This is a genomic window from Stappia sp. P2PMeth1 (genome assembly GCF_900185735.1).
Lineage (GTDB): Bacteria > Pseudomonadota > Alphaproteobacteria > Rhizobiales > Stappiaceae > Stappia.
This window is the reverse complement of record NZ_FYAW01000050.1, coordinates 38212-60905: the sequence shown is the minus strand read 5'-3', so window position 1 is coordinate 60905 and position 22694 is coordinate 38212. Positions and strand designations below refer to the sequence as shown.

17 protein-coding genes and 1 tRNA gene are annotated in these 22694 nt (G+C 67.7%); 6 read left to right on the top strand and 12 right to left on the bottom strand.

From position 1 onward, the window contains the following. Nucleotides 1-55 precede the first annotated feature (55 nt). The 8 genes from P2PM1_RS22980 to P2PM1_RS22945 form a co-directional block, all read right to left on the bottom strand. Nucleotides 56-1729, bottom strand: coding sequence for a thiamine pyrophosphate-binding protein (locus tag P2PM1_RS22980; protein WP_186400695.1), 1674 nt, complete (start codon nt 1727-1729; stop codon nt 56-58). Between the two features lie 123 nt (nt 1730-1852). Further along, on the bottom strand, nt 1853-2233 hold the full coding sequence (locus P2PM1_RS22975) for a hypothetical protein (protein ID WP_186397003.1): 381 nt from the start codon (nt 2231-2233) through the stop codon (nt 1853-1855). A gap of 306 nt (nt 2234-2539) precedes the next feature. Next, a complete protein-coding gene (locus P2PM1_RS22970) occupies nt 2540-3070 on the bottom strand; it encodes a GcrA family cell cycle regulator (RefSeq protein ID WP_186400694.1) in 531 nt (176 codons plus the stop codon). 254 nt (nt 3071-3324) lie between these two features. Beyond that, entirely contained in the window at nt 3325-3747 is a 423-nt protein-coding gene (locus P2PM1_RS22965) for a hypothetical protein (protein WP_186387056.1), read from the bottom strand. A 172-nt stretch (nt 3748-3919) separates the two neighbouring features. Next, entirely contained in the window at nt 3920-4327 is a 408-nt protein-coding gene (locus P2PM1_RS22960) for a hypothetical protein (protein WP_186387057.1), read from the bottom strand. A 226-nt stretch (nt 4328-4553) separates the two neighbouring features. Next, nucleotides 4554-4630: transfer RNA gene (locus P2PM1_RS22955), tRNA-His, on the bottom strand. Nucleotides 4631-4809: 179 nt separating this feature from the next. Beyond that, nucleotides 4810-5331: a phasin gene (locus P2PM1_RS22950; RefSeq protein ID WP_186387058.1), complete on the bottom strand. Its 522-nt coding sequence runs from the start codon at nt 5329-5331 to the stop codon at nt 4810-4812. A gap of 204 nt (nt 5332-5535) precedes the next feature. Next, on the bottom strand, nt 5536-5922 hold the full coding sequence (locus P2PM1_RS22945) for a phasin (RefSeq protein WP_244293004.1): 387 nt from the start codon (nt 5920-5922) through the stop codon (nt 5536-5538). A 414-nt stretch (nt 5923-6336) separates the two neighbouring features. Between P2PM1_RS22945 and P2PM1_RS22940 the strand changes: the two genes are divergently transcribed. The 4 genes from P2PM1_RS22940 to P2PM1_RS22925 all read left to right on the top strand — a co-directional run bounded on the left by P2PM1_RS22940 (nt 6337) and on the right by P2PM1_RS22925 (nt 14787). Then, nucleotides 6337-10623 (top strand): ATP-binding protein, encoded by a 4287-nt coding sequence (locus tag P2PM1_RS22940; RefSeq protein ID WP_208985393.1) that lies wholly within the window; start codon nt 6337-6339, stop codon nt 10621-10623. Nucleotides 10624-10741: 118 nt separating this feature from the next. After that, nucleotides 10742-11704, top strand: coding sequence for a threonine dehydratase (locus P2PM1_RS22935; RefSeq protein WP_186400693.1), 963 nt, complete (start codon nt 10742-10744; stop codon nt 11702-11704). Nucleotides 11705-11918: 214 nt separating this feature from the next. Then, nucleotides 11919-12971: a Fe(3+) ABC transporter substrate-binding protein gene (locus tag P2PM1_RS22930; protein ID WP_186387060.1), complete on the top strand. Its 1053-nt coding sequence runs from the start codon at nt 11919-11921 to the stop codon at nt 12969-12971. Nucleotides 12972-13071: 100 nt separating this feature from the next. Further along, nucleotides 13072-14787 carry an iron ABC transporter permease gene (locus P2PM1_RS22925; protein WP_186400692.1) on the top strand — a complete coding sequence of 572 codons (1716 nt, stop codon included), beginning with the start codon at nt 13072-13074 and terminating at the stop codon, nt 14785-14787. 18 nt (nt 14788-14805) lie between these two features. Here P2PM1_RS22925 and P2PM1_RS22920 read toward each other — a convergent pair whose 3' ends face one another. The 4 genes from P2PM1_RS22920 to P2PM1_RS22905 form a co-directional block, all read right to left on the bottom strand. After that, complete coding sequence (locus P2PM1_RS22920; RefSeq protein ID WP_186400691.1) at nt 14806-16098, bottom strand: FAD-binding oxidoreductase; 1293 nt, start codon at nt 16096-16098, stop codon at nt 14806-14808. Nucleotides 16099-16152: 54 nt separating this feature from the next. Continuing rightward, the gene (locus P2PM1_RS22915) at nt 16153-17550 is read right to left on the bottom strand and encodes an aspartate aminotransferase family protein (protein ID WP_186400690.1); all 1398 of its coding nucleotides are present in this window, start codon (nt 17548-17550) and stop codon (nt 16153-16155) included. A 67-nt stretch (nt 17551-17617) separates the two neighbouring features. Then, on the bottom strand, nt 17618-19015 hold the full coding sequence (locus tag P2PM1_RS22910; RefSeq protein ID WP_186387064.1) for a glutamine synthetase family protein: 1398 nt from the start codon (nt 19013-19015) through the stop codon (nt 17618-17620). A 110-nt stretch (nt 19016-19125) separates the two neighbouring features. After that, a complete protein-coding gene (locus P2PM1_RS22905) occupies nt 19126-19839 on the bottom strand; it encodes a GntR family transcriptional regulator (protein ID WP_186387065.1) in 714 nt (237 codons plus the stop codon). Nucleotides 19840-19948: 109 nt separating this feature from the next. Between P2PM1_RS22905 and P2PM1_RS22900 the strand changes: the two genes are divergently transcribed. Together P2PM1_RS22900 and P2PM1_RS22895 are read left to right on the top strand one after the other, a co-directional pair. Continuing rightward, on the top strand, nt 19949-21340 hold the full coding sequence (locus tag P2PM1_RS22900) for a glutamine synthetase family protein (RefSeq protein ID WP_186400689.1): 1392 nt from the start codon (nt 19949-19951) through the stop codon (nt 21338-21340). A 223-nt stretch (nt 21341-21563) separates the two neighbouring features. Then, complete coding sequence (locus P2PM1_RS22895) at nt 21564-22655, top strand: polyamine ABC transporter substrate-binding protein (protein WP_186400688.1); 1092 nt, start codon at nt 21564-21566, stop codon at nt 22653-22655. The last annotated feature ends 39 nt before the right edge of the window (nt 22656-22694 follow it).

Below are 22694 nucleotides of genomic sequence, written 5' to 3'. Positions count from 1 at the left end.
AGACCGCCTGAAGAGCCCACCTGAAGGGCTCGCCCGAACGGCGGGCCCCGCCGGGTCAGCCGGCGCGGATCTGGCTGAGGGTGCGCACCGGCGTGATCGCCTCCGGATCGAGCTTGAGATGCAGCAGCGCCGGCCCGCCGGAGGCTGCCGCCCGCTCGAAGGCCGGGCCGAACTCGTCCGCCGTCAGCACCGTTTCCGCGTGGGCGCCATAGGCGCGGGCAAGCGCTGCGAAGTCCGGATTGACCAGGCTCGTTGCCGAGACCCGGCCCGGAAACTCGCGCTCCTGATGCATGCGGATGGTGCCGTACATGCCGTTGTCGACGACGACGAGGATGAGGTTGGCCTTGTCCTGACAGGCGGTGCCGAATTCCTGCAGGGTCATCTGCAGGCAGCCGTCGCCGGCAAAGCAGACGACGCGGCGTCCGGGCGAATGCAGCGCCGCGGCAATGGCGGCGGGAAGGCCGTAGCCCATCGAGCCGCTGGTCGGGGCAAGCTGGGTGTTGTGCCGGCGGAACCGGTGGAAGCGGTGCACCCAGGTGGCGTAGTTGCCCGCGCCATTGGTCAGCACCGCGTCTTCCGGCAGGTTTTCCTCCAGCCAGTCCATCACCTGCGCCATCTGCAGAGCGCCCGGCACCTGGGGCCGCGCGCCCGACCAGGCGAGATAGTCGGCATGGGCCGCCTCGGCGAGGCCCGACCAGGCGATCTCGTTCGGCGGCTGCAGGCCCTCCAGCGCGGCGGCAAAGCCGATCGGGCTCGCGTGGATCGCAAGGTCCGGCAGGTAGACGCGGCCGAGTTCCTCGGCGCCGGCATGGACATGCACCAGGGTCTGGCGCGGCAAGGGACTGTCGAGCAGCGTGTAGGACTGGCTCGGCATCTCCGACATGCGGCCGCCGACGAGAAGCAGCAGGTCCGCTTCCCTCACCCGCTCGGCCAGCGCCGGGTTGATGCCGATGCCGACATCGCCGGCATAGTTGGGATGCAGGTTGTCGAATAGCATCTGCCGGCGGAACGAGCAGGCGACCGGCAGGCGGAAGCGCTCGGCGAAGCGCACCAGCGCGGCGCGCGCCGCCTCGCTCCAGCGGCTGCCGCCGAGGATCACCAGCGGCCGGCGCGCCGCCCACAGGCGCTTCTGCAGCTCCGCCATCTGGGCGAGCGAGGGATGCGTCTCGACCGGGCGGAACGGCGGCAGCTCCATCACCTCGGCGGTTCGGGCGAGCGTGTCCTCGGGCAGGGCGAGGACCACCGGGCCGGGCCGGCCGGAGGTCGCCACATGATAGGCGCGCGACAGCATCTCGGGGATGCGCGCCGGGTCCTCGATCTCGGCGACCCATTTGGCGATGCCGCCGAACATCTGCCGGTAGTCGACCTCCTGGAAGGCGTCGCGGCCGCGCATGCCGGTCTCGATCTGGCCGACGAAGAGGATCATCGGCGTGGAATCCTGCTGCGCGACATGCAGGCCGGCGGCGGCATTGGTGGCGCCGGGGCCGCGGGTGACCATGCAGATGCCGGGCCGGCCCGTAAGCTTGCCCCAAGCCTCCGCCATCATCGCCGCGCCGCCTTCCTGGCGGCACACCGTCACCGGAATCGAGGCATCATGCAGGGCGTCGAGCACCGGCAGGTAGCTCTCCCCCGGCACGCAGAAGACGCGGCCCGCGCCAAGCTGCTCCAGCGTCTTGACCAGCAAAAATCCGCCCGTACCGGAGATCCGGCGCGCCTCGTTCCCGTGCATGTGGCTCCATCCCGCTCGAAAGTGTCGTTGCCTGCCGGTATAGCCGCCGGCGCCCCCCCGCGCAAAGGCACGAGTGTCGGCATCTCATTCCGAACCGGAATGACCCTCGCGCCGGCAGGGCCGTCAGAGCTCCTGCACCGTCACCACTTGGAACGTATGCAATTCGCCGTCCTCGTCGCGGATCGAGACATATTCGCCCGGCACGAAGGCATGGGCGCCGAAGCGGTAGCCGGCCTCGTCGTCCTCGTCGCCGCCGATGTCGTAGTGAAACGCCCAGGAGCCGCCCGGCCGGCGCACCAGATGGCCGATGTCGTGCTCCTCGTCCGCCCAGAACCGCCGCACGCGGCACGCCTCGCGATGCTGCTTCCAGAGCGCTGCATCGATATGCCCGTCCTCGCCGAGCGGGGCGACGAACTCGTAGCCATGCCGCGCCGAGCCGGCCGGAAACTCGCGGGTGCGGGCAAGGTTGAGGCGGATCTTGCGCAAGGGGGACTGGGCTGTCATCGGATCGGATACTCCCGTGTTGCCGATATTGTTCCGCCAGTGTGCGCCCGCACGGGCTGCCGACAATGAGCAAAATCAAGCCGGCAACACAATGGTAGCCGGAAACCGGCCCGCAGCCCTGGACAAAAAGGGGGCGGGGCCGGAAACCGGCCCCGCAGCCCAAGACGAAAAGGGGGCGGGGCCGGAAACCGGCCCCACAGCCCAAGACGAAAAGGGGGCGGGGCCGGAAACCGGCCCCGCCCCGGGGGTCAAACGCTGCCGCCTGGGAGGGGGAAAGCGGGCTGCGTCGAACCCGAACCGTTGCTGTCAGACGGCGATGGCGCGCAGCGGCAGAACCTGGATCGGCGCGGCCGCGCGCTCGGCGGCAGGACGGCGGCGGCGGATGCCCTGATAGGCGAGGCCGTGATGAAACTCGCAGTAAGAGCGGCCGTTCTCGGCCTCGTGGCTGCAGAAGTGGAAGTCGGCATCCGCCGGATCGCCGATCGGCCACTTGCAGGTGCGGCTGGTCAGCGTCATCAGCGTGACGCGGTCGCCCTGCTCCGCCTGAAAGCCGGTCTCGAGCGCAAGGCCGAGGCCGCGCTGAAACTGCTTCTCCATGATGCTCTCACGCGGCGCCGGCCGGGCACCGACCAGGGCGAGCGACGGCTTGCCGCGCTGGACCCGCGGCTTGGGACGGTGGCTGGTGGCCGGAGACCGCTTGGGAAGCCCCATGCGATGGGCCTTGCCGATCACCGCATTGCGCGTGATGCCCGCCATCACATAGGCGATCTGGCTGGCGCTGAGCCCCTGCAGCCACAGCTTCCTGAGCAGATCTTCGCGTTCCTGAGTCCAAGCCATGTTCAGCCCCGCTTTCCTGACCGAGAGGAAGCCTTGCCCGAGGCGAAGGTTTCCCGTTCCGCCAGAGCCCTGTCAGGCACTGGCGGTTGCCAATATTCTGTCGTGTTCGGTAGCGATCTCGATCGCCGTTTCCAGGTTCCGGGCCTTGTCGCCCGACGCCCTTGCGTTACCCGATGAACGTGCCATCGACTATGCGTATTGTATAGTTAACAAAAACTTAATGCGTCAATTGATTGGGGTTTTCAATGTGAATTCTACTTCTTTTTCTCAAGTATTATTGAGTTTATAGATTTAACGACAATGTCCACGACGTCTTTCTGGAATTTTCTGCTTATATCTTCTTGCTGCTGAGCGGGGTGCGCAAAGTCCATACGGTCAGATATAGAAAAGACAAGCTTCTGCCTCTCTTTCCTCATTTCAAGGATCCCGTCCGCGCACATTTTCTCCACCTTTCTGCGCACGGTCGAGTAGGGAATGTCGGTTTCCTCAGAGATAGTTTCAATATCCGCATCGATCTTGTTCGCATTCGCAATGGCTATCGTCGTCAGGATCATAAGCTGACCAAGATCATTTACCTCGTATTCCTCCATGAAACGGAACATGAGACTGAAGAACATCTCATAAAGGCGGAGGATCCGATGAGCCTGAGTCGGAAGTTCGTCGTCCTGCAGCGACATCGCGATCCTCCCTCGGCTCCACCTTCGTCATTTTGACGATGTTTCACCATTTCCCGGGGCGATTCCCGACCATGCAAGCCGCAAGGCGCCCGGACGTTGCGTAATCCCCTGAGTATTTTGGGTCTCTTTTCAGATTTTCCACAAATTTTAAGGATATCGGGGTTGCGCCGGCTCAATCGTTGGCAATGTCGTAAACCATCGCCATGACCGCCTTCACCATGTCGACGCTCATGTCCGTCGCCGTCTCGCCGTTGGCGCAAGCCGGCGGGGACACCAGGTAAACTACTGACTTTCCGCGCCGTTCCTTGAGAACGCGGCCATCGTCCAGATAGGGCTTGAGACGTCGCTCGATGGTCGAGCGCGACGATCCGAGCTTTTCGGCAAGCAGTTCGGCGTCCATCGGCGCGCCGCGCAGGTCGGCAATGGCGATGAGGACGAGCAACAGCACATCGGAGATATCGCGCGCGTCGAGGCGCTCGCCGATCTGCAGCGTCAGGTCATAATAGGTTTCGAGCAGCCGACGCGTCCGGTAGCCGGTCGCGCCGCCGGCATCGCCGGCGGATCCGTTGTCCTGCGTCATGTCCCCCACCCGCCCGTTGTTGTTGTGTGCGGCGGTCCCTCTCCAGCCTGCCCCAAGACACGGGCGCGAGGCAAGGCGAACCGGATCACAGGCCGCCGGCAAAGCGTCGCAGACGGCAAGCGGGTGCCGGAGCCCAACGGGACACGGTCATCGGAACATGGAAGGAACCGACAGGGGGAAACGAGAGGGGAAACGACAGGGGGGAGAAACTGTCAGGGAGAGCGAATGGTACAGACGGTTGGAGTTGAACCAACGACCTTCGGAGCCACAATCCGACGCTCTAACCAACTGAGCTACGTCTGCACGTCAATTCGGTGGCGGAACCTAGTTTGAAACGGCGGTGATTGCAAGAGGCGCAAACCGCCTTTCGGCCCGTTCGTCCACAAGCTGGCGCCGCGCCGGACGATGCCTGGCCGCGACGCAAAGAGCCCGGACCTTGCGGCCCGGGCTCGATGTCGGTCCGGTCGTCGACCGGAGGCGGATCAGGCCGCCTTGAAGTCCTTGGACGCCTTCTCGACGGCACCCTTGAACGTCTCGTTCATCTCGCCGGCCAGCTTGGTGGTCAGCTCCTGCATGTCCTTGGCCTGGGCGCCGAGAGCGTCGAACTGGGCGCGGGCGAAGGAGGTCTGCAGCTCGATCGCCTCGGCCAGCGTCTTCACCTCGAACAGGTCCTTGACGAACTGGAACGTGGCGTCGGTGTTGGCGCGAGCCGCGTCGACGGCCTTGTGGTTGAAGTCCAGCACGCTGCGGCGGGTGGTCTCGAAGCCGTCCTCGAGGAGGTCGGTCGCGTCCTCGGCAGCGGTCTTGAGCTTGGCATAGGCCTCACGGGCCTGCTCGATGCTCTTCTCGGCCAGCTCGCGGGTCACGGCGGGGATTTCCATCTTGGGCATGGTGAAAGCCTCGAATGTCGGGAAAGCGGTCACGGTCGCATCAGCGGCCTTGGCGGTCTTGGCGCGCGTCGTCTTCGGCGCGGCGGCAACGGTCTTGGTCTCGGTCTCGGTCATGGTATGCTCCTTTGGCAGAGACATCGCCCTGGAGCGGTCTGCCTTGCGGGAATGCCTGCGACCTGAACGCCGGATGCGCTGGTCGCCCTCTACAGGTCTCTATATAGCAAAGGGCATTGTGCATTGCAACATTAATATTGCATCGCACAATGCCCGGATCCGAAAAGGCCTGTTCCGGCCGGAACAGGCCGCGGCGGCTCCCGCTCAGTCCTTGACCTTGCGCGCCACGTCCTGCGCCGTCTTCGCGGCCTTGTCGCCGAGTTCGCGCACCTGCTCGCCGAGCGCTTCCATCTGCTTCTTCAGATACTCGCTCTGCAACTGCATCATCTCCTGCGGGTCCTTGGCCCGGACCATCTTCTGGGCGAGATCGAAGGCCGCAGAGACATGCTCCTCGGTGAATTCGAGCGCCGCACGGCCCATGTCGCCGGCCCCGGCCTTGACCGTCTGCGCGGTCTGCTCGGCGCTGCCCACCGCCTTGCGGGTCGCCGACATGTACTCGTCGAAGGCCTTGCGGGCCTGATCGACGCTCTGGTCGGCGAAGTCGCGCATCTGTTCGGGAATTTCGAAACCTGTCTTGCCGCTTTTCGTCACGATGGCTCTCCTTGACCCAAGTGAATGTCCCCTGCGAGATGACCCGGCGAGATGACCCGCGGGATGGCCCTGGCGGTCAGGCCCTGGCCGCCGCAACCTCCGCCGACCTTAGCGGAAAACCCGCCCGATGGGAGCCCCATGCGCGAAACCAACCGGCCGCCGTCACATCGTCGCCCCAGACCTCGATTAACCACAGTGCAAGAGAAACCGGTCATTCACGGCCCCTGGCGTGGACGACTCGAATGCGAAACGATATTTACTGTTTGTTTACCGCGTCGGACATCGCACGCCCGGCGTCTTCCCGGGTGCCTGCGGCAAAGCCTTGACGAAACAGGCCGTTGCCGACACCCACTGCCACCGGTGGCCCGGTGGCGGCCTCGAAGACGCCGACAAGGCTGAAATGGCGGAGTGAGCATGCCCATGAACAGCCAGTTGAGCACCTTCATGGCGTTGAGCGGTCTTGCGGCCGCCAGCAGCCATCTGACGGATGCGCGTCCGGCCTGGATCTGGGCCGAGGACGGCAAGACGCTGCTATGGGCGAACCCGGCGGGCGCGGCCTTCTTCGGCGTCCGCAGCCTTGCCGAACTGTCCGAACTGTCCGGCCTCGGCCGGGCGCCGGCCCGCCCGCATATCGCGCGGGTGGCGATCAGCGGCCCGACCGACCGGGACACCACCGACCGGCTGCGCTTCTATCGCGGCCTCAGGGTGATGCTGCTGACCTGCGCCTGCCGCCGGCTCGACCTGCCCGACGGCTCCAGCGGCGCGCTGATCGTCGCGCTCGATGCCCCGGCCAATGCGGGCGACGGCGACGAGGGCGCCCTTGTCGACTTCCTCCAGGGCGAGGGGCATGTCGCCCTGCTCTACCGGCGCGACGGCCGCCTGCAAAGCAGCGGCGATCTGGCCTCGCCGCCCGACGATGCCACCGTGCGCGCGGCCCTGCGCGAGGCCAAGCACGCGCCGCTGCGCCGCGCCTTCGTCTTCGGCGACCACCTGCACGAGGCTGCCGCGCTGACCCTGGACAGCGGCGCGATCCTGATGGTCGCCGCGAGCGAGGGCCGGCCGCTCGCCGACAGCCCCGCCGCTGCGGTCGAGGCCGAGAGCCTTCCCGCGCCGGCAGAGGACGCGGCCGAGGCGCCGGCCACCGCCGATACGGCGGCGGCGGGCGGCACCGGCATTGCCCCCGAAAGCGAGAGCTGGAGCTGGAGCGAGAGCGAGGCTGAGGCCGAAACGCCGGTCGAGGCTGAGGCCCTCGAACTGCCGGCGGCGCCCGCCGCGCCGCTTGTCCTGCGCGCGAGCCGGGGCGGTCTCTTCGCCTTCGCCAGCGGCACCCGCTTCCTGCCCGAAACGCCGGCGGCGGCCGCGCCAGTGGCTGCGAGCGCCGGCGCTGATCTTGATACGGAAGCACCAGACGCCGAGGACAGCGCGCCGCGACAGGACGAGGCTGTTGCCGAGGTCTTGGTTCCGCCGCTCGAGACGGCCGTCCCGGTGGACGAGACGCATGACGAGCCGGTGAACCGGGACGTGGCGGAGGCGCCTGCCGCGCCACAGGGCGCGGACCCCGAGAGCGCCGAGCAGCAGATCACCGAGCCGGAGAGCCCTGAGCCGGAGAGCCCTGAACCTGAGACGGTGGACCAGCCGCTTGCCGAGGCGCGGGAGCACGCCGAGACGACAGACGCGGCGGAGGCCGACGACGACCTGAAGACTGGCGACGATCTGGAGACTGGCGAGCCGGCCAGCCCGGCGGAGCCGGACGAGGCAGCGGCGGCCGAGGTAGAGGTGCCCGAGGCGGAAGCATCGGAGACTGAGGCAGAGGCAGAGGCAGAGGCAGAGGACGAAACCGAAACCGCAACCGAAAACGAAAATGGGGACCTGCCCGTCGCGGGTGCGGCGGGCTTTGCCTTCGAGGCGCGCGAGCGCCCCGTGCGCTTCGCCTGGAAGATGGATATCGACCGGCGCTTCACCTTCATCTCGCCCGAGTTCGCGGAAGCGCTCGGCCCGCAGGCCGCCGACGTGGTGGGCCTGACCTGGGAAGAGGTGGCGGAGCGCTTCGGCCTCGATCCCGACGGGCGGGTGGCGGCGGCGCTGCGCCGGCGCGACACCTGGAGCGGACGCACGGTCGACTGGCCGGTCAGCGGTGCGGCCCTGCGCGTGCCGGTCGACATGGCGGCGCTGCCGGCCTTCGACCGCCAGCGGGTGTTCGAGGGCTTCCGTGGCTTCGGCGTGTGCCGGATCGGCGAGGCGCTCGCGGATCCGGAGGCGACCGGGCTCGGGCTCGCCTTGCGGACACCTCTGCGGCCGTCCCCTGCCGACAGCGCTGCGGAGGAGGAGGCCGAGACGGTCACGGACCAGCCCTTGCCGGAAGCGCCGGCCGACGAGCCTGTCACTCACGCCGGCACAGAAGCCAGAACCGAGGCGGCCGAAGAGAAGGCCGAAGAGTTCGCGGAAACGCCCTCGCACGAGCCTGCGGACCTGGCGCCCGCCACGGCGGTCGCCCCGGACGAGGCGATGGATCTTGCCGACCTGATCGACCTGCCGGGCGCGCGGGAGATCGACGACATCATCGCCCCGCCCGCCGAGACCCTGCCCAGCGAGACCCTGCCCAGCGAGTTCCTGGCCGACGAGCCCCTGGCCGCAGAAGACACCGACGGCCTCTTCGCCGACGATGACGGGCTGTTTGCCGACGAGGATGACACGGCCGAGGACGAGACGGCCGAGGAGGACACGGGCGAGGAGGACACGGCAGGTCCGGCGACCCTTGCCAAGACGCCTCCCGCCGACATCCCGCTCTCTGGCCTGCTGCCGCCGGAAGAGCCGGCGCCGACCCTGTTCCCCGACCGGGAGGCCCGCCTGACGGCGCGCGATGCCGATATCGACACCTCGCGCCTGTCGAAGCCCGAGCGCGAGGCCTTCCGCAAGATCGCCGAGGCGCTCGGCGCGCGCAGCGCGCTGGACGAGGAGACACAGCCCACCGAAAAGTCCGCCGAACAGGCTGCAGGACCGGCCGCCGAACAGGCCACGCGCGAGGAACTGCCCGCGCCGGATCAGACGGCCGAGGCACCGGACGGCGCTGGAGAGGCCGGCGGAGAGGCCACCCCGCAAGAGCAGGCGGCCGAGAGCCCCGCGAGCGCGGCGGCAAGCGCCCCGGAACCCTCCAACGTCTCCAGCCTCGGCATCGTGCCGCGCCTGCAGGCGCCGGCCCCGCGCGCCGCCCGCACCACCCTGCTCGACAAGCTGCCGGTGGGCGTTGCGATCATCGCCGAGGACGATGTCGACTATGCCAATGCGACGCTGCTCGACCTGCTCGGCTACGCCGACCTTGCGACGCTGAAATCCGTCGGCGGGCTCGACGCGGTGTTCGCCGAGCCGGAGGACTGGCCGAGCACCCTGCCCGGCGCGATGACCGAGCGGACCATGCGCATCCGGCTCGCCGACGGCGGCACCAAGCCGGTGAAGGCGCGGCTGCACACCGTGCCCTGGAAGGAGGGCACGGCGCTGATGATGTCGCTGCTCGACCGGCACGACCCGGCGCAGGAGGCCGCGCTCGACCGCCTGCACGAGGCGCAGTCGTCGCTGGCGCTGGCGGAGGAACATCTGGCCGAGATGGACGCGGTGCTGGAAACGGCGACGGACGGGGTGCTGATCCTCGACGAGACCGGCCGCATCGTGAAGGTCAACCGCTCGGCGGAGGCACTGTTCGATGCCGCCCGCGAGGACATGGTCGGCGCGCTGCTGACCGAATTCCTCGCCCCCGAAAGCCACCGCGACGCCAACGACTATCTCGACGGGCTCGCCCGCAACGGCGTCGCCAGCGTGCTGAACGACGGGCGCGAGGTGATCGGCCAATTGCGCTCGGGCGGGCTGATCCCGCTGTTCATGACCATCGGCCGGGTCGGCCACGGCTCGGAAGGGCCCCGCTTCTGCACGGTGCTGCGCGACATCACCCAGTGGAAGACCGCCGAGGAGGAACTGACCGACGCCAAGCGGCAGGCGGAGAACGCCAGTTCGCAGAAGTCGGACTTCCTCGCCAAGATCAGCCACGAGATCCGCACGCCGCTCAACGCCATCATCGGCTTTTCGGAAGTGATGATGGAGGAGCGCTTCGGCCCGGTCGGCAACGACCGCTACAAGGGCTACCTGCGCGACATCCACAATTCCGGCTCGCATATCATGAGCCTGATCAACGACCTGCTCGACCTGTCGAAGATCGAGGCGGGGAAGCTCGACCTGACCTTCGAGGCGGTGTCGGCCAACGACATCATCCGCGAATGCGTCGCCCTGATGCAGCCGCAGGCCAACCGGGAGCGGGTGATCATCCGCGCCAGCCTGCCGACCTCGGTGCCGAAGATCGTCGCCGACGGCCGCTCGGTGCGCCAAATCGTGCTCAACCTGCTGTCGAACGCCATCAAGTTCAACCAGCCGGGCGGCCAGGTGATCGTCTCGACGGCGCTGGAGGACACCGGCGAGGTGATCCTGCGGGTGCGCGACACGGGGATGGGGATGAGCCACCAGGACCTGGCCGCGGCGATGGAGCCGTTCCGCCAGCTCCACACCGCCCGCCATGGCGGCGGCACCGGGCTCGGCCTGCCGCTGACCAAGGCGCTGGTAGAGGCGAACCGGGCGAGCTTCCGGATCGATTCGGAGGTCAATCACGGCACGCTGGTGGAAGTCACCTTCCCGCCGCAGCGCGTGCTGGCGGAATAACGGACAGGTACGGCAGGCGCGGGCGGGGATTGACCCGCCCTGCCGCAAACGTCACTGTACCGGCCTCGCCATCGGGCGGGCCTGCCGCGCGGGTCCGCCATCATTTTCCGGATCCGCCATGCTGACCCTTGCCGCCATCGAGGATGCCGCCGAGACCGTCTACCGGTCGATGGCACCGACCCCGCAATATGCCTGGCCGCTGCTGGCCGAGGCCGTCGGCCGGCCGGTCTGGGTCAAGCACGAGAACCACACGCCGACCGGCGCCTTCAAGGTGCGTGGCGGGCTGGTGATGGCCAGCGGCATCGCCCGCCACCATCCGAGCGGCACCGGCATCATCTCCGCCACCCGCGGCAACCACGGCCAGAGCCTCGCCTTTGCGGCGGCCCGCAACGGGCTCGCCTGCACCATCGTCGTGCCGCGCGGCAATTCCCGCGAGAAGAACGCCGCGATGCGGGCCTTCGGCGCCGAACTGGTGGAGGCCGGCAGCGATTTCGACGAGGCCAAGCAGCACGCGATGGCGCTGGCGGACGAGCGCGGGCTGGTGATGGTGCCGAGCTTCCACTCCGACCTGGTGCGCGGCGTCGCCACCTATGCGATGGAGTTCTTCCGGGCCGTTGCCGATCTTGACGTCGTCTATGTGCCGATCGGTCTCGGTTCCGGCATCTGCGGCATGATTTCCGCCCGCGACCTGCTCGGGCGGCGGACGAAGATCGTCGGCGTCGTCTCCGACAAGGCCGATGCCTATGCGCGGTCGCTCGAAAGCGGGCAGCGGGTGGAGACGGCGAGCGCCGCGACCTTCGCCGACGGCATGGCGGTGCGCGGGCCGGACGAGACCGCGCTGGCAGTGATCCGCGCCGGGGTGGACGACATCCTGCGCGTCAGCGACGAGGCCATCGCCGATGCGGTGCGGCAGCTCTACCGCGCCACGCACAATCTGGCCGAAGGCGCCGGTGCCGCCGCCCTGGCGGCGCTGCTGCAGGACCGCAATCGCGGCAAGACCGCCGGCATCGTCTTGAGCGGGCAGAACATCGACACCGACTGGATGGCCACGATCCTGGCCGGCCACACGCCGGCGCCGTGACCGGGTCTGCCGCGGCTTTCGGGAAAAGTTACCAAAAACGCTCATGTTAACTTAGAACAATTCTAAACTATTGATTTTTCAGGCGATTATTCTTGACACACAAACTCCTGTTTTTATGATGCAGACGCCTCGCAAGAAACTGCCGTTGCGGCAGGGTCGCGTGGCCAACGCAACCGACATCAGGGCCTTGTCCCCTGATCGCTGGGAGAGATTCATGTTCCACAAGGTTCCCCTTCTGCGCACCGGCGTCCTGTCCGCCGCGCTGCTCGCATCCGCCGCGATCGCAACGCCGGCCTTCGCCGAGGGTGAGGTCAACATCTATTCCTATCGCCAGCCGTTCCTGATCGAGCCGCTGCTCGAGGCCTTCACCAAGGAGACCGGGATCAAGGCGAACGTGATCTTCGCGGCGGACGGCCTGGCCGAGCGCATTCAGGCGGAAGGCGCGAACTCGCCCGCCGACGTGCTGCTGACCGTGGACATCGGCCGTCTCGACGGCGCCAAGGAACTCGGCATCACCCAGCCGGTGTCGTCCGAGGTCGTCAACGAGAATGTTCCGGCCATGTATCGCGACCCGGAAGGTCACTGGATCGGCCTGACCACCCGCGCCCGCATCATCTACGCCTCCAAGGAGCGCGTGGAGCAGGACAGCATCACCTATGAGGAACTGGCCGACCCGAAGTGGAAGGGCAAGATCTGCACCCGTTCCGGCCAGCACGTCTACAACGTCGCCCTGTTCGCCTCGATCATCGCCCACAAGGGCGCCGAGGAAGCCGAGGCCTGGCTCACCGGCCTGCGCGACAACCTCGCCACCAAGCCCACCGGCAACGACCGCAGCCAGGTCCAGTCGATCTTCGCTGGCGAGTGCGACCTCTCGCTCGGCAACACCTATTACATGGGTGCGATGCTGACGAACGAGAAGGAGCCGGAGCAGAAGGACTGGGCCAACTCCGCCAAGATCCTGTTCCCGAACAGCGACGACCGTGGCACCCACGTCAACATCTCCGGTGTGGTGATGGCCAAGAACGCGCCGAACCCGGAAGCTGCCGTCAAGCTCATCGAGTTCCTGTCCTCGGACGAGGCCCAGCGGATCTATGCCGAGGCCAATAACGAGTATCCGGTGAAGGCGGGTGTCGCGCTCTCCGAGATGGTCGCCTCCTGGGGCGAGTTCACGGCCGACACCCTGTCGCTCGACGACATCGCCAAGAACCGCAAGGCCGCCAGCGAGTTGGTCGACAAGGTCGGCTTCAACGACGGCCCGCAGAGCTGAGGCCCGTCCTCGCAAACAGGTGTAAAACCGCACGGCGTCCGGTCCTGGTGACCGGGCGCCGTTCTCCGTTTCCAGAAGATCCGCATCGCCGCACGCGCCCATGAACCAGACCGCCCGCCTCGACGATCTTGCCGCCACCCCGGTCGCGCCGCGCGCCTCGCGCAGTCTTGCCGACAGGGCCTGGCTCGTCGCCGGCCTCCTGGTCGCCGCCCTGACGCTGCTGCCGGTCGGCGCGCTGGTGGTGCTGGCGGCGCAACCGACAGGCGATGTCTGGAACCATCTGATGACGACCGTCCTGCCCCGGTCGCTCCGCACCACCTTCCTGCTGCTGCTGGGCGTCGGCCTGATCACCTTCGTGATCGGCACCGGCACGGCCTGGCTCGTCACCATGTGCCGCTTCCCAGGCCGGCGCCTGTTCGACTGGGCGCTCTTGCTGCCGCTGGCGGTACCGACCTACATCATCGCCTATACCTATGTGGAGATCCTCACCTTCACCGGGCCGGTGCAGAGCCTCGTCCGCGATCTCTTCGGCTTCCGCACCTCGCGCGAATACTGGTTTCCGGAAATCCGCTCGCTGGGCGGGGCGATCTTCGTGATGGGCTTCGTGCTCTATCCATATGTCTACCTGACGACCCGCGCCGCCCTGCTGCTGCAATCGGCCTCGACGCTCGACGTCTCGCGCACGCTCGGCGCAGGTCCCATGCGCCTGTTCTTCCGCGTGGCGCTGCCGCTCGCCCGTCCGGCGATCGTCGTCGGCATCTCGCTCGCCCTGATGGAGTGCCTCAACGACATCGGCGCGGTCACCTTCTTCGGCGTCCACACGCTCAGCTTCTCGGTCTACGACACCTGGGTGCATCGCTCGAGCCTGGCCGGGGCGGCGCAGATCGCCTGTGCCATGCTGGCGCTGGTCTTCGCCCTGCTGTGGATGGAACGGCGCGCCCGCAAGGGGCAGAATTTCCACACGCCCTCAACCCATTACCGGACCCTGCCGAGCTACCGGCTGACCGGCGGGCGGGCGTGGCTGGCGACCGCCGCCTGCGCCCTGCCGATCCTGATCGGCTTCGTCTTCCCGGCCGCGCTGCTGACCGACTATGCCAGCCGGCGCCTCGACGCCCTGTCCGATCCCCGGCTGATCTCAGCGATCAAGAACACGCTGACCCTGTCCGTCTCGGCGGCGCTGCTGACCGTGGTGATCGGCGTGGTGCTCACTTACGCGCACCGGGTCCAGGCCAGCCGCCTGACGCAGCTCTCCGGCCGGATCGCCTCAATCGGCTATGCGATCCCCGGCACGGTCCTGGCGGTGGGGATCCTCATTCCCGTCGCCAATTTCGACAATTTCGTCGACGGCGTCGCCCGCTCCACCTTCGGCATCTCGACGGGGTTGCTGCTGATCGGCTCCGGCACCGCTTTGGTCTATGCCTATATGATCCGCTTCCTCGCCGTCTCCTATGGCCAGATCGAAAGCGGCTTCGGCAAGGTGACGCCGCATCTCGATATGGCGGCGCGCACGCTGGGGCGCAGTTCCGGGCGCATCCTGTTCGAGGTGCATCTGCCGATCCTGCGGCCGGTGCTGCTGACGGCGCTGCTGCTCGCCTTCGTCGACTGCATGAAGGAACTCCCCGCGACGATCCTGCTGCGCCCGTTCAATTTCGAGACGCTGGCGACGACGGTCTACAACGCCGCCTCGCGCGAGGCCTTCGGCGAAGGCGCCCTGCCGGCGCTGCTGATCGTACTGGTGGGGCTGGTGCCGTCGATCCTGCTGGCGCGCACCTCCGCCGTCAGCTTCCGCGACAAGGCCAGCACCCGCCGCCGTTGAACCGGCCGGCGGCCGCGGCTACCAGAGCCGGTCGCGCAGGGCGAACCAGCTCATCGCCAGCACCAGGATCGGCCAGCGGAAGGCCCGCCCGCCGGGGAATTTCGGCGGTGCGAGCTTCTCGAACACATCGAAACGGTCCGCATCGCCCAGCATGGCGCAGGCGGCCGCATGGCCGCAGAAGCCGGCCATCGCGACGCCGTGGCCCGAGAACCCCGCCGCCACATAGACCCCCGGCGCGGTGCGCCGCAGGCAGGGCATGCGCGAGGCCGTGACGCCGAGCGTGCCGCCCCAGACATGGGAGACGGGGGCTGTCGCAAGCTGCGGATAGACATTGTTCAGATGCGCGCGCACGAAGCTGCGCAGGTTCGGCGGAAAGCCGCGCCGATAGGACTCGCCGCCGCCGAACAGCAGACGCAGGTCCTGGGTCAGGCGCCAGTAATAGACGACGAAGCGGCTGTCGGAGACGGCCTCGCGGCCGGGAATGAGATGATCCGCCGCCTCGCGCGACAGCGGTTCGGTGGTCAGGATGTAATTGTTGATCGGCATGACGCGGGCCTCGCTGTCGGGATCGAGCCCGGCGAGATAGCCGTTGCCGGCCAGCAGCACGGCGCCCGCGTCGATCTCGCCCTGGCCGGTCTCGACCCGCACGCGCCCGTCGACATGCCGCAGGGCGAGGGCATGGGTCGCCTCGTGCAGGGTCGCCCCGGCCGCCTCAGCCGCATCGGCCAGCCCCTGCGCCAGCTTCAGCGGATGCAGGTGCCCCGCCCCGCCGTCCCGGCTGCCGCCGAAATAACGATCCGTGCCGATGGCGGCGGCGAGCTGCTGGCGGTCGAGCGGAGTGACCGCGTCATAGCCATAGTCGCGGGCGAGCTTCTCGGCATAGGCCCAATCCTCGGCGGCGAACCGCTCCTTGTGGGCGGCGTGGATCAGGCCTTGCGTCCAGTCGCAGTCGATGCCGAAGCGCCGCACCCGCTCGTGCAGCAGGGCCTTCGCCTCCTCGGCGAAGCTCCACAGCCGGCGGGCGGTGTCGCGGCCATACTGCCGTTCCAGGTAATCCTGGTCGCGCCGCTGGCCGCTGTGGAGCTGTCCGCCATTGCGCCCGCTGGCGCCCCAGCCGATGCGGTTCTGCTCGATCAGGACGACGGAGCGGCCCGCCTCGGCCAGGGTGATCGCCGCGTTGAGCCCGGTGAAGCCGCCGCCGACAATAGCGACATCCGCCCGCGCCGCGCCCGCCAGCGCCGGCCGCACGGGACGGTCCTCGACGCTCGCCGCATAGTAGGACGGGGCATGGGCGCTGGCGATTTCGGTCACATCCCCTCCCTTGGGCTGGTGTCGGGCTCGTTTCCCACTCGTTTCAGGCTGGTTTCAGGCGGCCAGGCGGCCGTCCTTCTTCAGCGCCGCATAGGTGTCGTCGAGCGTGCGGGCGGCACGCGCGACGAGTTCGTCGGCCTCCTCATGGGTCAGCACCAGCGGCGGCGAGATGATCATGCTGTCGCGCACCGCGCGCATGACGAGGCCGTTGCCGAAGGAGATGTCGCGGCAGAGCGTGCCGACCTCGCCGGTCGGCGCAAACTTGCGCGAGCGATCGCCCTTGGCCGGCACCAGCTCCAGCGCGCCGACGAGCCCGACCATGCGCGCCTCGCCAACCAGCGGATGATCGCCAAGAGCCTTCCAGCGCTGCTGCAGATAGGGGCCGATGTCGTCCGCCACCCGCTCGACCAGCCGCTCGCGCTGCATGATGTCGAGATTGGCGAGCGCCGCCGCGCAGCAGGCCGGATGGCCGGAATAGGTGTAGCCGTGGAAGAACTCGCCGCCCTTTTCGATGAAGGCGTCGGCGACCCGGTCGGCGATCATCACGCCGCCGATCGGCAGGTAGCCGGAGGACAGGCCCTTGGCGATCGGCATCAGGTCCGGCTCGATGCCGTAATGCTGCGAGCCGAACCAGGTGCCGAGGCGTCCGAAGCCGCAGATCACCTCGTCGACGACCAGCAGGATCTCGCGCTCCCGGCAGATGCGGGAGACTTCCGGCCAATAGGTGCCCGGCGGAATGACGACGCCGCCGGCGCCCTGGATCGGCTCGGCGATGAAGGCGGCGACCTTGTCCTCGCCAATCGCCTCGATGGCGCGCTCCAGCTCGCGCGCCGCCCAGATGCCGAACTCGTCCGGCGACATCTCGCCGCCCTCGCCGAACCAGTAGGGCTGGGCGATGTGGTGGACGCCGGGCACCGGCAGGTCGCCCTGCGCATGCATTCCCGCCATGCCGCCGAGGCTGGTGCCGGCGAGCGTCGAGCCGTGATAGCCGTTCCAGCGGCCGATGATCGTCTTCTTCTCCGGCTTGCCCATCAGGTCCCAATAGGTGCGGACCATGCGGAACACCGTGTCGTTCGCCTCCGAGCCGGAGGAGGTGAAGAAGACCCGGTTGAACTGCGGTGGGCTGAGCTGCGCCAGCCGCTCCGACAGGGCGATGACCGGCGGATGGCTGGTCTTGAAGAAGGTGTTGTAATAGTCGAGCTCGCGCATCTGCTTCTCGACCGCGTCGACGATCTCGCCGCGGCCATGGCCGACCTGGCTGCACCACAGGCCGGCCATGCCGTCGAGATAGCGGTTGCCGTCGCTGTCGGTCAGCCACACGCCGTCGGCCGAGGTGATGACGCGCACGCCCTCGCGGTTCAGCGCCCCGGTGTCGGTGAAGGGGTGGAAATGGTGCGCGGCGTCGCGGGCGCGCAGGTCGGCGGTCGGGTAAAGGTTCGAGGCACCGGCCATGGTGGCGTCTCCCGGTCTTTTCTGGTTGTCGATCTCTTCGCCCCGCCTGAGCCGCGCCTGACGCGGGTCAGACGTTGAGCAGCAGGTATTCCCGCTCCCAGGGGCTGATGACCTTCATGAAGGTCTCGAACTCTTCCTGCTTGATGGCGCGGTAGGTGGCGACGAACTTCTCGCCGAAGACGTCGATCAGCTCCTCGCATTCGTCGAACAGGGCAACGGCCTCCAGCAGTCCGCGCGGCAGGGCATGCATGTCCTCGCTGGAGTTGACGCTGCGCGGCTCGTCCGGCGTCAGGCGCTGCTTGATGCCGAGATAGCCGCAGGCGAGCGAGGCGGCGATGGCGAGATACGGATTGGCGTCCGACGAGGGCACGCGGTTCTCCAGCCGGCGGGCCGCCGGCTTGGAATTCGGCACGCGCAGGCCGACCGTCCGGTTGTCGTAGCCCCAATGCACGTTGACAGGCGCGGTGGTGCCGCGGGTGAAGCGGCGATAGGAGTTCACGTAAGGCGCCAGGATGCAGGTGACCGCCGGCAGATAGGCCTGGTGGCCGGCGATGAAGGACAGGAACGCGCCGCTCGGCTCGCCGTCGTCGCGCGAGAAGATGTTGGTGCCGGTCTCCACATCCATCACCGACTGGTGGATATGCATGGACGAGCCGGGTTGGTTGGACATCGGCTTGGCCATGAAGGTGGCGTACATGTCGTGGCGCAGCGCCGCCTCGCGGATGGTCCGCTTGAACAGGAACACCTGGTCGGCGAGCTCCAGCGGATGGCCGTGCCGGAGGTTGATCTCCATCTGCGCGGCGCCTTCCTCGTGGATCAGGGTGTCGATCGCCAGGCCCTGCGCCTCCGACAGGTCATAGATGTCGTCGATCAGGTCGTCGAACTCGTTGAGCGCGGAGATCGAATAGGACTGGCGGCCCACCTCCGGCCGGCCGGAACGCCCGGTCGGCGGCTCCAGCGGATAGTCCGGGTCGGTGTTCGGGCGGACCAGGTAGAACTCCATTTCCGGGGCGACCAGCGGCGCCCAGCCCTCGTCCTCGTAAAGCTGCAGCACGCGCTTCAGGACATTGCGCGGCGCCGTCTCCACCGGAATGCCCTCGCGGGTATAGGCGTCGTGGATGAGCTGCGCGGTCGGGTCGCTCTCCCAGGGCACCGTCGTCAAGGTCGAGTAGTCGGCCCGGAAGAACAGGTCGCTGTCGGTCGAATTGTGCTGGAAGCGGTCGTCGTCCGGCGGATAGTCACCGGAGATGGTCTGGGCGAAGATCGAGGCGGGCATGGTCATCACCGGGCCGGAGAAGAACTTCTCCGCCGGCATCATCTTGCCGCGCGCCACGCCGGCAAGATCCGGGACGATGCACTCGATGTCCTCGATTCCGCGCTCGGCCAGCCACAGTTGCGCCTCCTCGAAGGAGGCGACGCCGCGGCGGCTGACGATCTTGGGTGCGGATTTCTTCTTCTTGCTCACGGGTCTCGCCTTTCGGGCGCGGGGCGCGCGGGACGGCCGGTCACGATCCGCCTTCCCTGCACACGGCCCACATTTTGTGATCACATTTTCATCAAGTCAATCACCGACAATCATCCAGGGCCGGACGGCACCGCATCGGGAAGGCCGATGTCGAGCAGGTCCATGCCGCAGCGGATGTCCGCCGCCACCGCCTTGCGCAGGGCCGCGGCATCGCGGGCCCGCACCGCCTCGATCGCCTCCTTGTGGTGATCGATCAGGGCGGAGGTTCCCACCCGCCCGTAGACGGTGCGCATGAACGGGGCGAACTGCAACCAGAGACTTTCGACGAGCGGCAGCAGCACCTCGGATCCGGCCGCACGATAGATGGTGAAGTGAAAGGAATGGTTGAGACGCATGTAGGTCTCGGCATCCCCGCCATCGAGGCTGGCATCGATCCGGTCGTCGATCGCCGCGAGCGCGGCAGCCTCGCGCGGGCCGAGATGCGCCGCCGCGGCCTCCGCCAGTTCCGGCTCCAGCAGCACGCGCGCCCGGACGAGTTCGGCCAGGCGCGACGGCGTCATGGTCGGTACCTGGATCCGGCCGTTGGCGCGGATTTCCAGCGCATGCCCCGCCGACAGCGCCCGCACCGCCTCGCGCACCGGCATCGGGCTGACCTTGAGCTCCTCCGCAAGACCGCGCAGCGTGACGGCGCGGCCGGGCACGAAGCGGCCGGTCAGCAGCGCCTCGCGCACGCTCGCCTCCACCCGGTCGCGCAGCGAATGGCGGACGGCGGCGGACGGCGCCTGCGCGTCCCCCGCCTGTCGCGGGCGGCTCCGGTCAGCCATGTCCTTGCCTCCCCTTGTCCGGCTTGCTTGACAGCCTTGCCGCTACGTGATCACATTTTTGCGTTAACGGCAATTCGCGCGAACGACGGGTTCGCGCCCTGGAGGACCTATGTTGCAGACCCATCGCACGGCCTGGCAGCGCCCGGCCGGCGGCGTCGACTGGCAGGAGGAAGTGGCGCGGTTCGAGGCGGACTATCCCGATCTCGACACGCTGGAGGTGATCCTGCCCGACAGCAACGGGGTCCTGCGCGGCAAGTGGCTGCCCGGCAGCGCATTGCGCAAGGTGTTCGAAAACGGCGTCGCCCTGCCCTTCTCGCTGTTCGGCCTCGATGTCTGGGGCCGCGAGGTCGAGGAAACCGGCATGCATATCGAGACCGGCGACAAGGACGGCGTGTGCTGGCCGGTGCCCGGCTCGCTGCGCGCCGTGCCCTGGGCCGAGCGCCCGACCGCGCAAGTGCTGCTGTCGATGCATGACCGGGACGGCAGCGCCTTCATGTGCGACCCGCGCCACGTGCTGGCGCGCAAGGCCGACCGGCTGGGCGAGCACGGACTGACGGCGACGGCCGCCTTCGAGCTGGAATTCTACCTGTTCGAGGACAAGGACGACGGCGACTGGAGCAGCCCGCCGACGCCGGTCTTCTCCACCCATCTCGGCCCGGCACGGCAGAACATGTATGCGCTCTCGGACCTGGAGGCGTTGATGCCGCTGGTCGACGAGATCCGCCGCTCGGCCGACGCGCAGGACATTCCCGCCGATGCCGCCGTCTCCGAGGCCGCGCCCGGGCAGTTCGAGCTCAACCTGCACTACCAGCGCGATCCCCTGCGCGCCGCCGACGATGCGGTGCTGCTGCGCCGGCTGGTCGCGGGTGTCGCCCGCAAGCACAATCTCAAGGCCTCGTTCATGGCCAAGCCCTTCGTCGAATGGCCGGGCAACGGCATGCATGTGCATGTCTCGATGGAGGACGGCACCGGCAATATCTTCGCCGACCCCGAAACCGGCGAGACGCGGCTCGGCTACGCGATCCGCGGACTGCTCGACACGATGCCGGAGGCGCATCTGCTGTTCGTCTCCACCTTCAACGGCTTCCGCCGCATGCAGCCTGGCTCCTATGCGCCGACCTCGATCTGCTGGGGCTACGACAACCGCTCGGTCGCCTTGCGCGTGCCGGCCGGAACGCCGGCCTCGGCGCGCATCGAGCACCGCATCGCCGGCGCCGACGCCAATCCCTATCTGGTGCTGACCGGCGTGCTGGCAGGGATGATGCAGGGCGTGCTCGGCGAATTGCCGCCGCCGCCGGCCGTCGACGGCAACGCCTATGAGAAGACCGCCCCGCGCCTGACGCCGTGGATGGACGAGGCGATCGACGCCTTCGCCGCCTCGCAGCGGATGAAGGAGGCGGTCGGCGCGGAAATGCACAAGGTGCTGGTCGACATCAAGCGTCACGAACTCTTCGCATTCGGACGCGAAATTTCGTCGCTGGAACGGCAGACCTATCTGTGAGCGGCGATCGCGCCAGGCTTGGGGAAATGCCTGTCGGCAGAAGCAGATCGTTGCGATTGCCGGTCGAGGTCACTTGAGGCCGGAGGCCATCGCTTCTAGGCTGGAACAGATGCGGCCGGTCACCGGCCGGACAACAACACACCCCGGAGCGGAGAGCATCCGCAACCGGAACGACAGGGCGCCGGATCGCAAGCCGCACCGGCCAGGGCAGACGGAGGGACTGATGAACAAGCTGCTTTTCACCAGCGTCGCGATGCTAGGCGTGCTCGCCGCGAGCACGCTGTCCGCCCAGGAGCGGCAGGTCCGCGTCTATAACTGGTCGGACTATATCGACGAATCGATCCTGGCGGACTTCACCAAGGAGACCGGGATCCGCGTCGTCTATGACGTGTTCGACAGCAACGAGATGCTGGAGACCAAGCTGCTGGCCGGCGGCACCGGCTATGACGTCGTGGTGCCGACGGGCACGTTCCTCGGTCGCCAGATCCAGGCCGGCGTGTTCCAGAAGCTCGACAAGTCGAAGCTGCCGAACCTGTCCAACGTGTGGCCGGACATCGCGGCCCGCATCGAGAAATACGATCCGGGCAACGAGTATGCCGTCAACTACATGTGGGGCACCACCGGCATTGGCTACAATGTCGAGAAGATCAAGGAGCGCATGCCCGACGCTCCGGTCGACAGTTGGGACATGGTGTTCAAGCCGGAGATCATCTCGAAATTCGCCGATTGCGGCGTGCATCTGCTCGACACGGCCGAGGAGCTTTTCCCGGCGGCGCTGAACTATCTGGGTCTCGAGCCGGACAGCAGCAATCCGGACGACTTCGCCAAGGCGGGCGAATTGCTGATGTCGATCCGCCCCTATATCCAGAAATTCCACTCCTCGGAATATATCAACGCGCTCGCCAATGGCGACATCTGCATGGCGGTCGGCTGGTCGGGCGACGTGCTGCAGGCGCGCGACCGCGCCGCGGAAGCCGGCAAGGACGTCACCGTCGAATATTCGATCCCCAAGGAGGGGGCGATGATGTGGTTCGACAACATGGCGATCCCGGCCGACGCCCCGCATGTGGAGGAAGCGCATGCCTTCATCGACTACATCATGCGGCCGGAGGTGATCGCCAAGGCGACCAATTACGTCTTCTATGCAAACGGCAACATCGCCAGCAAGGAATTCGTCGATCAGGAAATCCTCGACGACACGGCGATCTATCCCAGCGAGGAGACGGTGGCCAAGCTCTTCACCACCACGACCAAGCCGCCGGCGGCGCTGCGCGCCATGACGCGCGAGTGGACCAAGGTCAAGACCGGCCGGTAACCCGGTTCGCCCCCCGGCCGCCGCTGGCGGCGGCCGGGC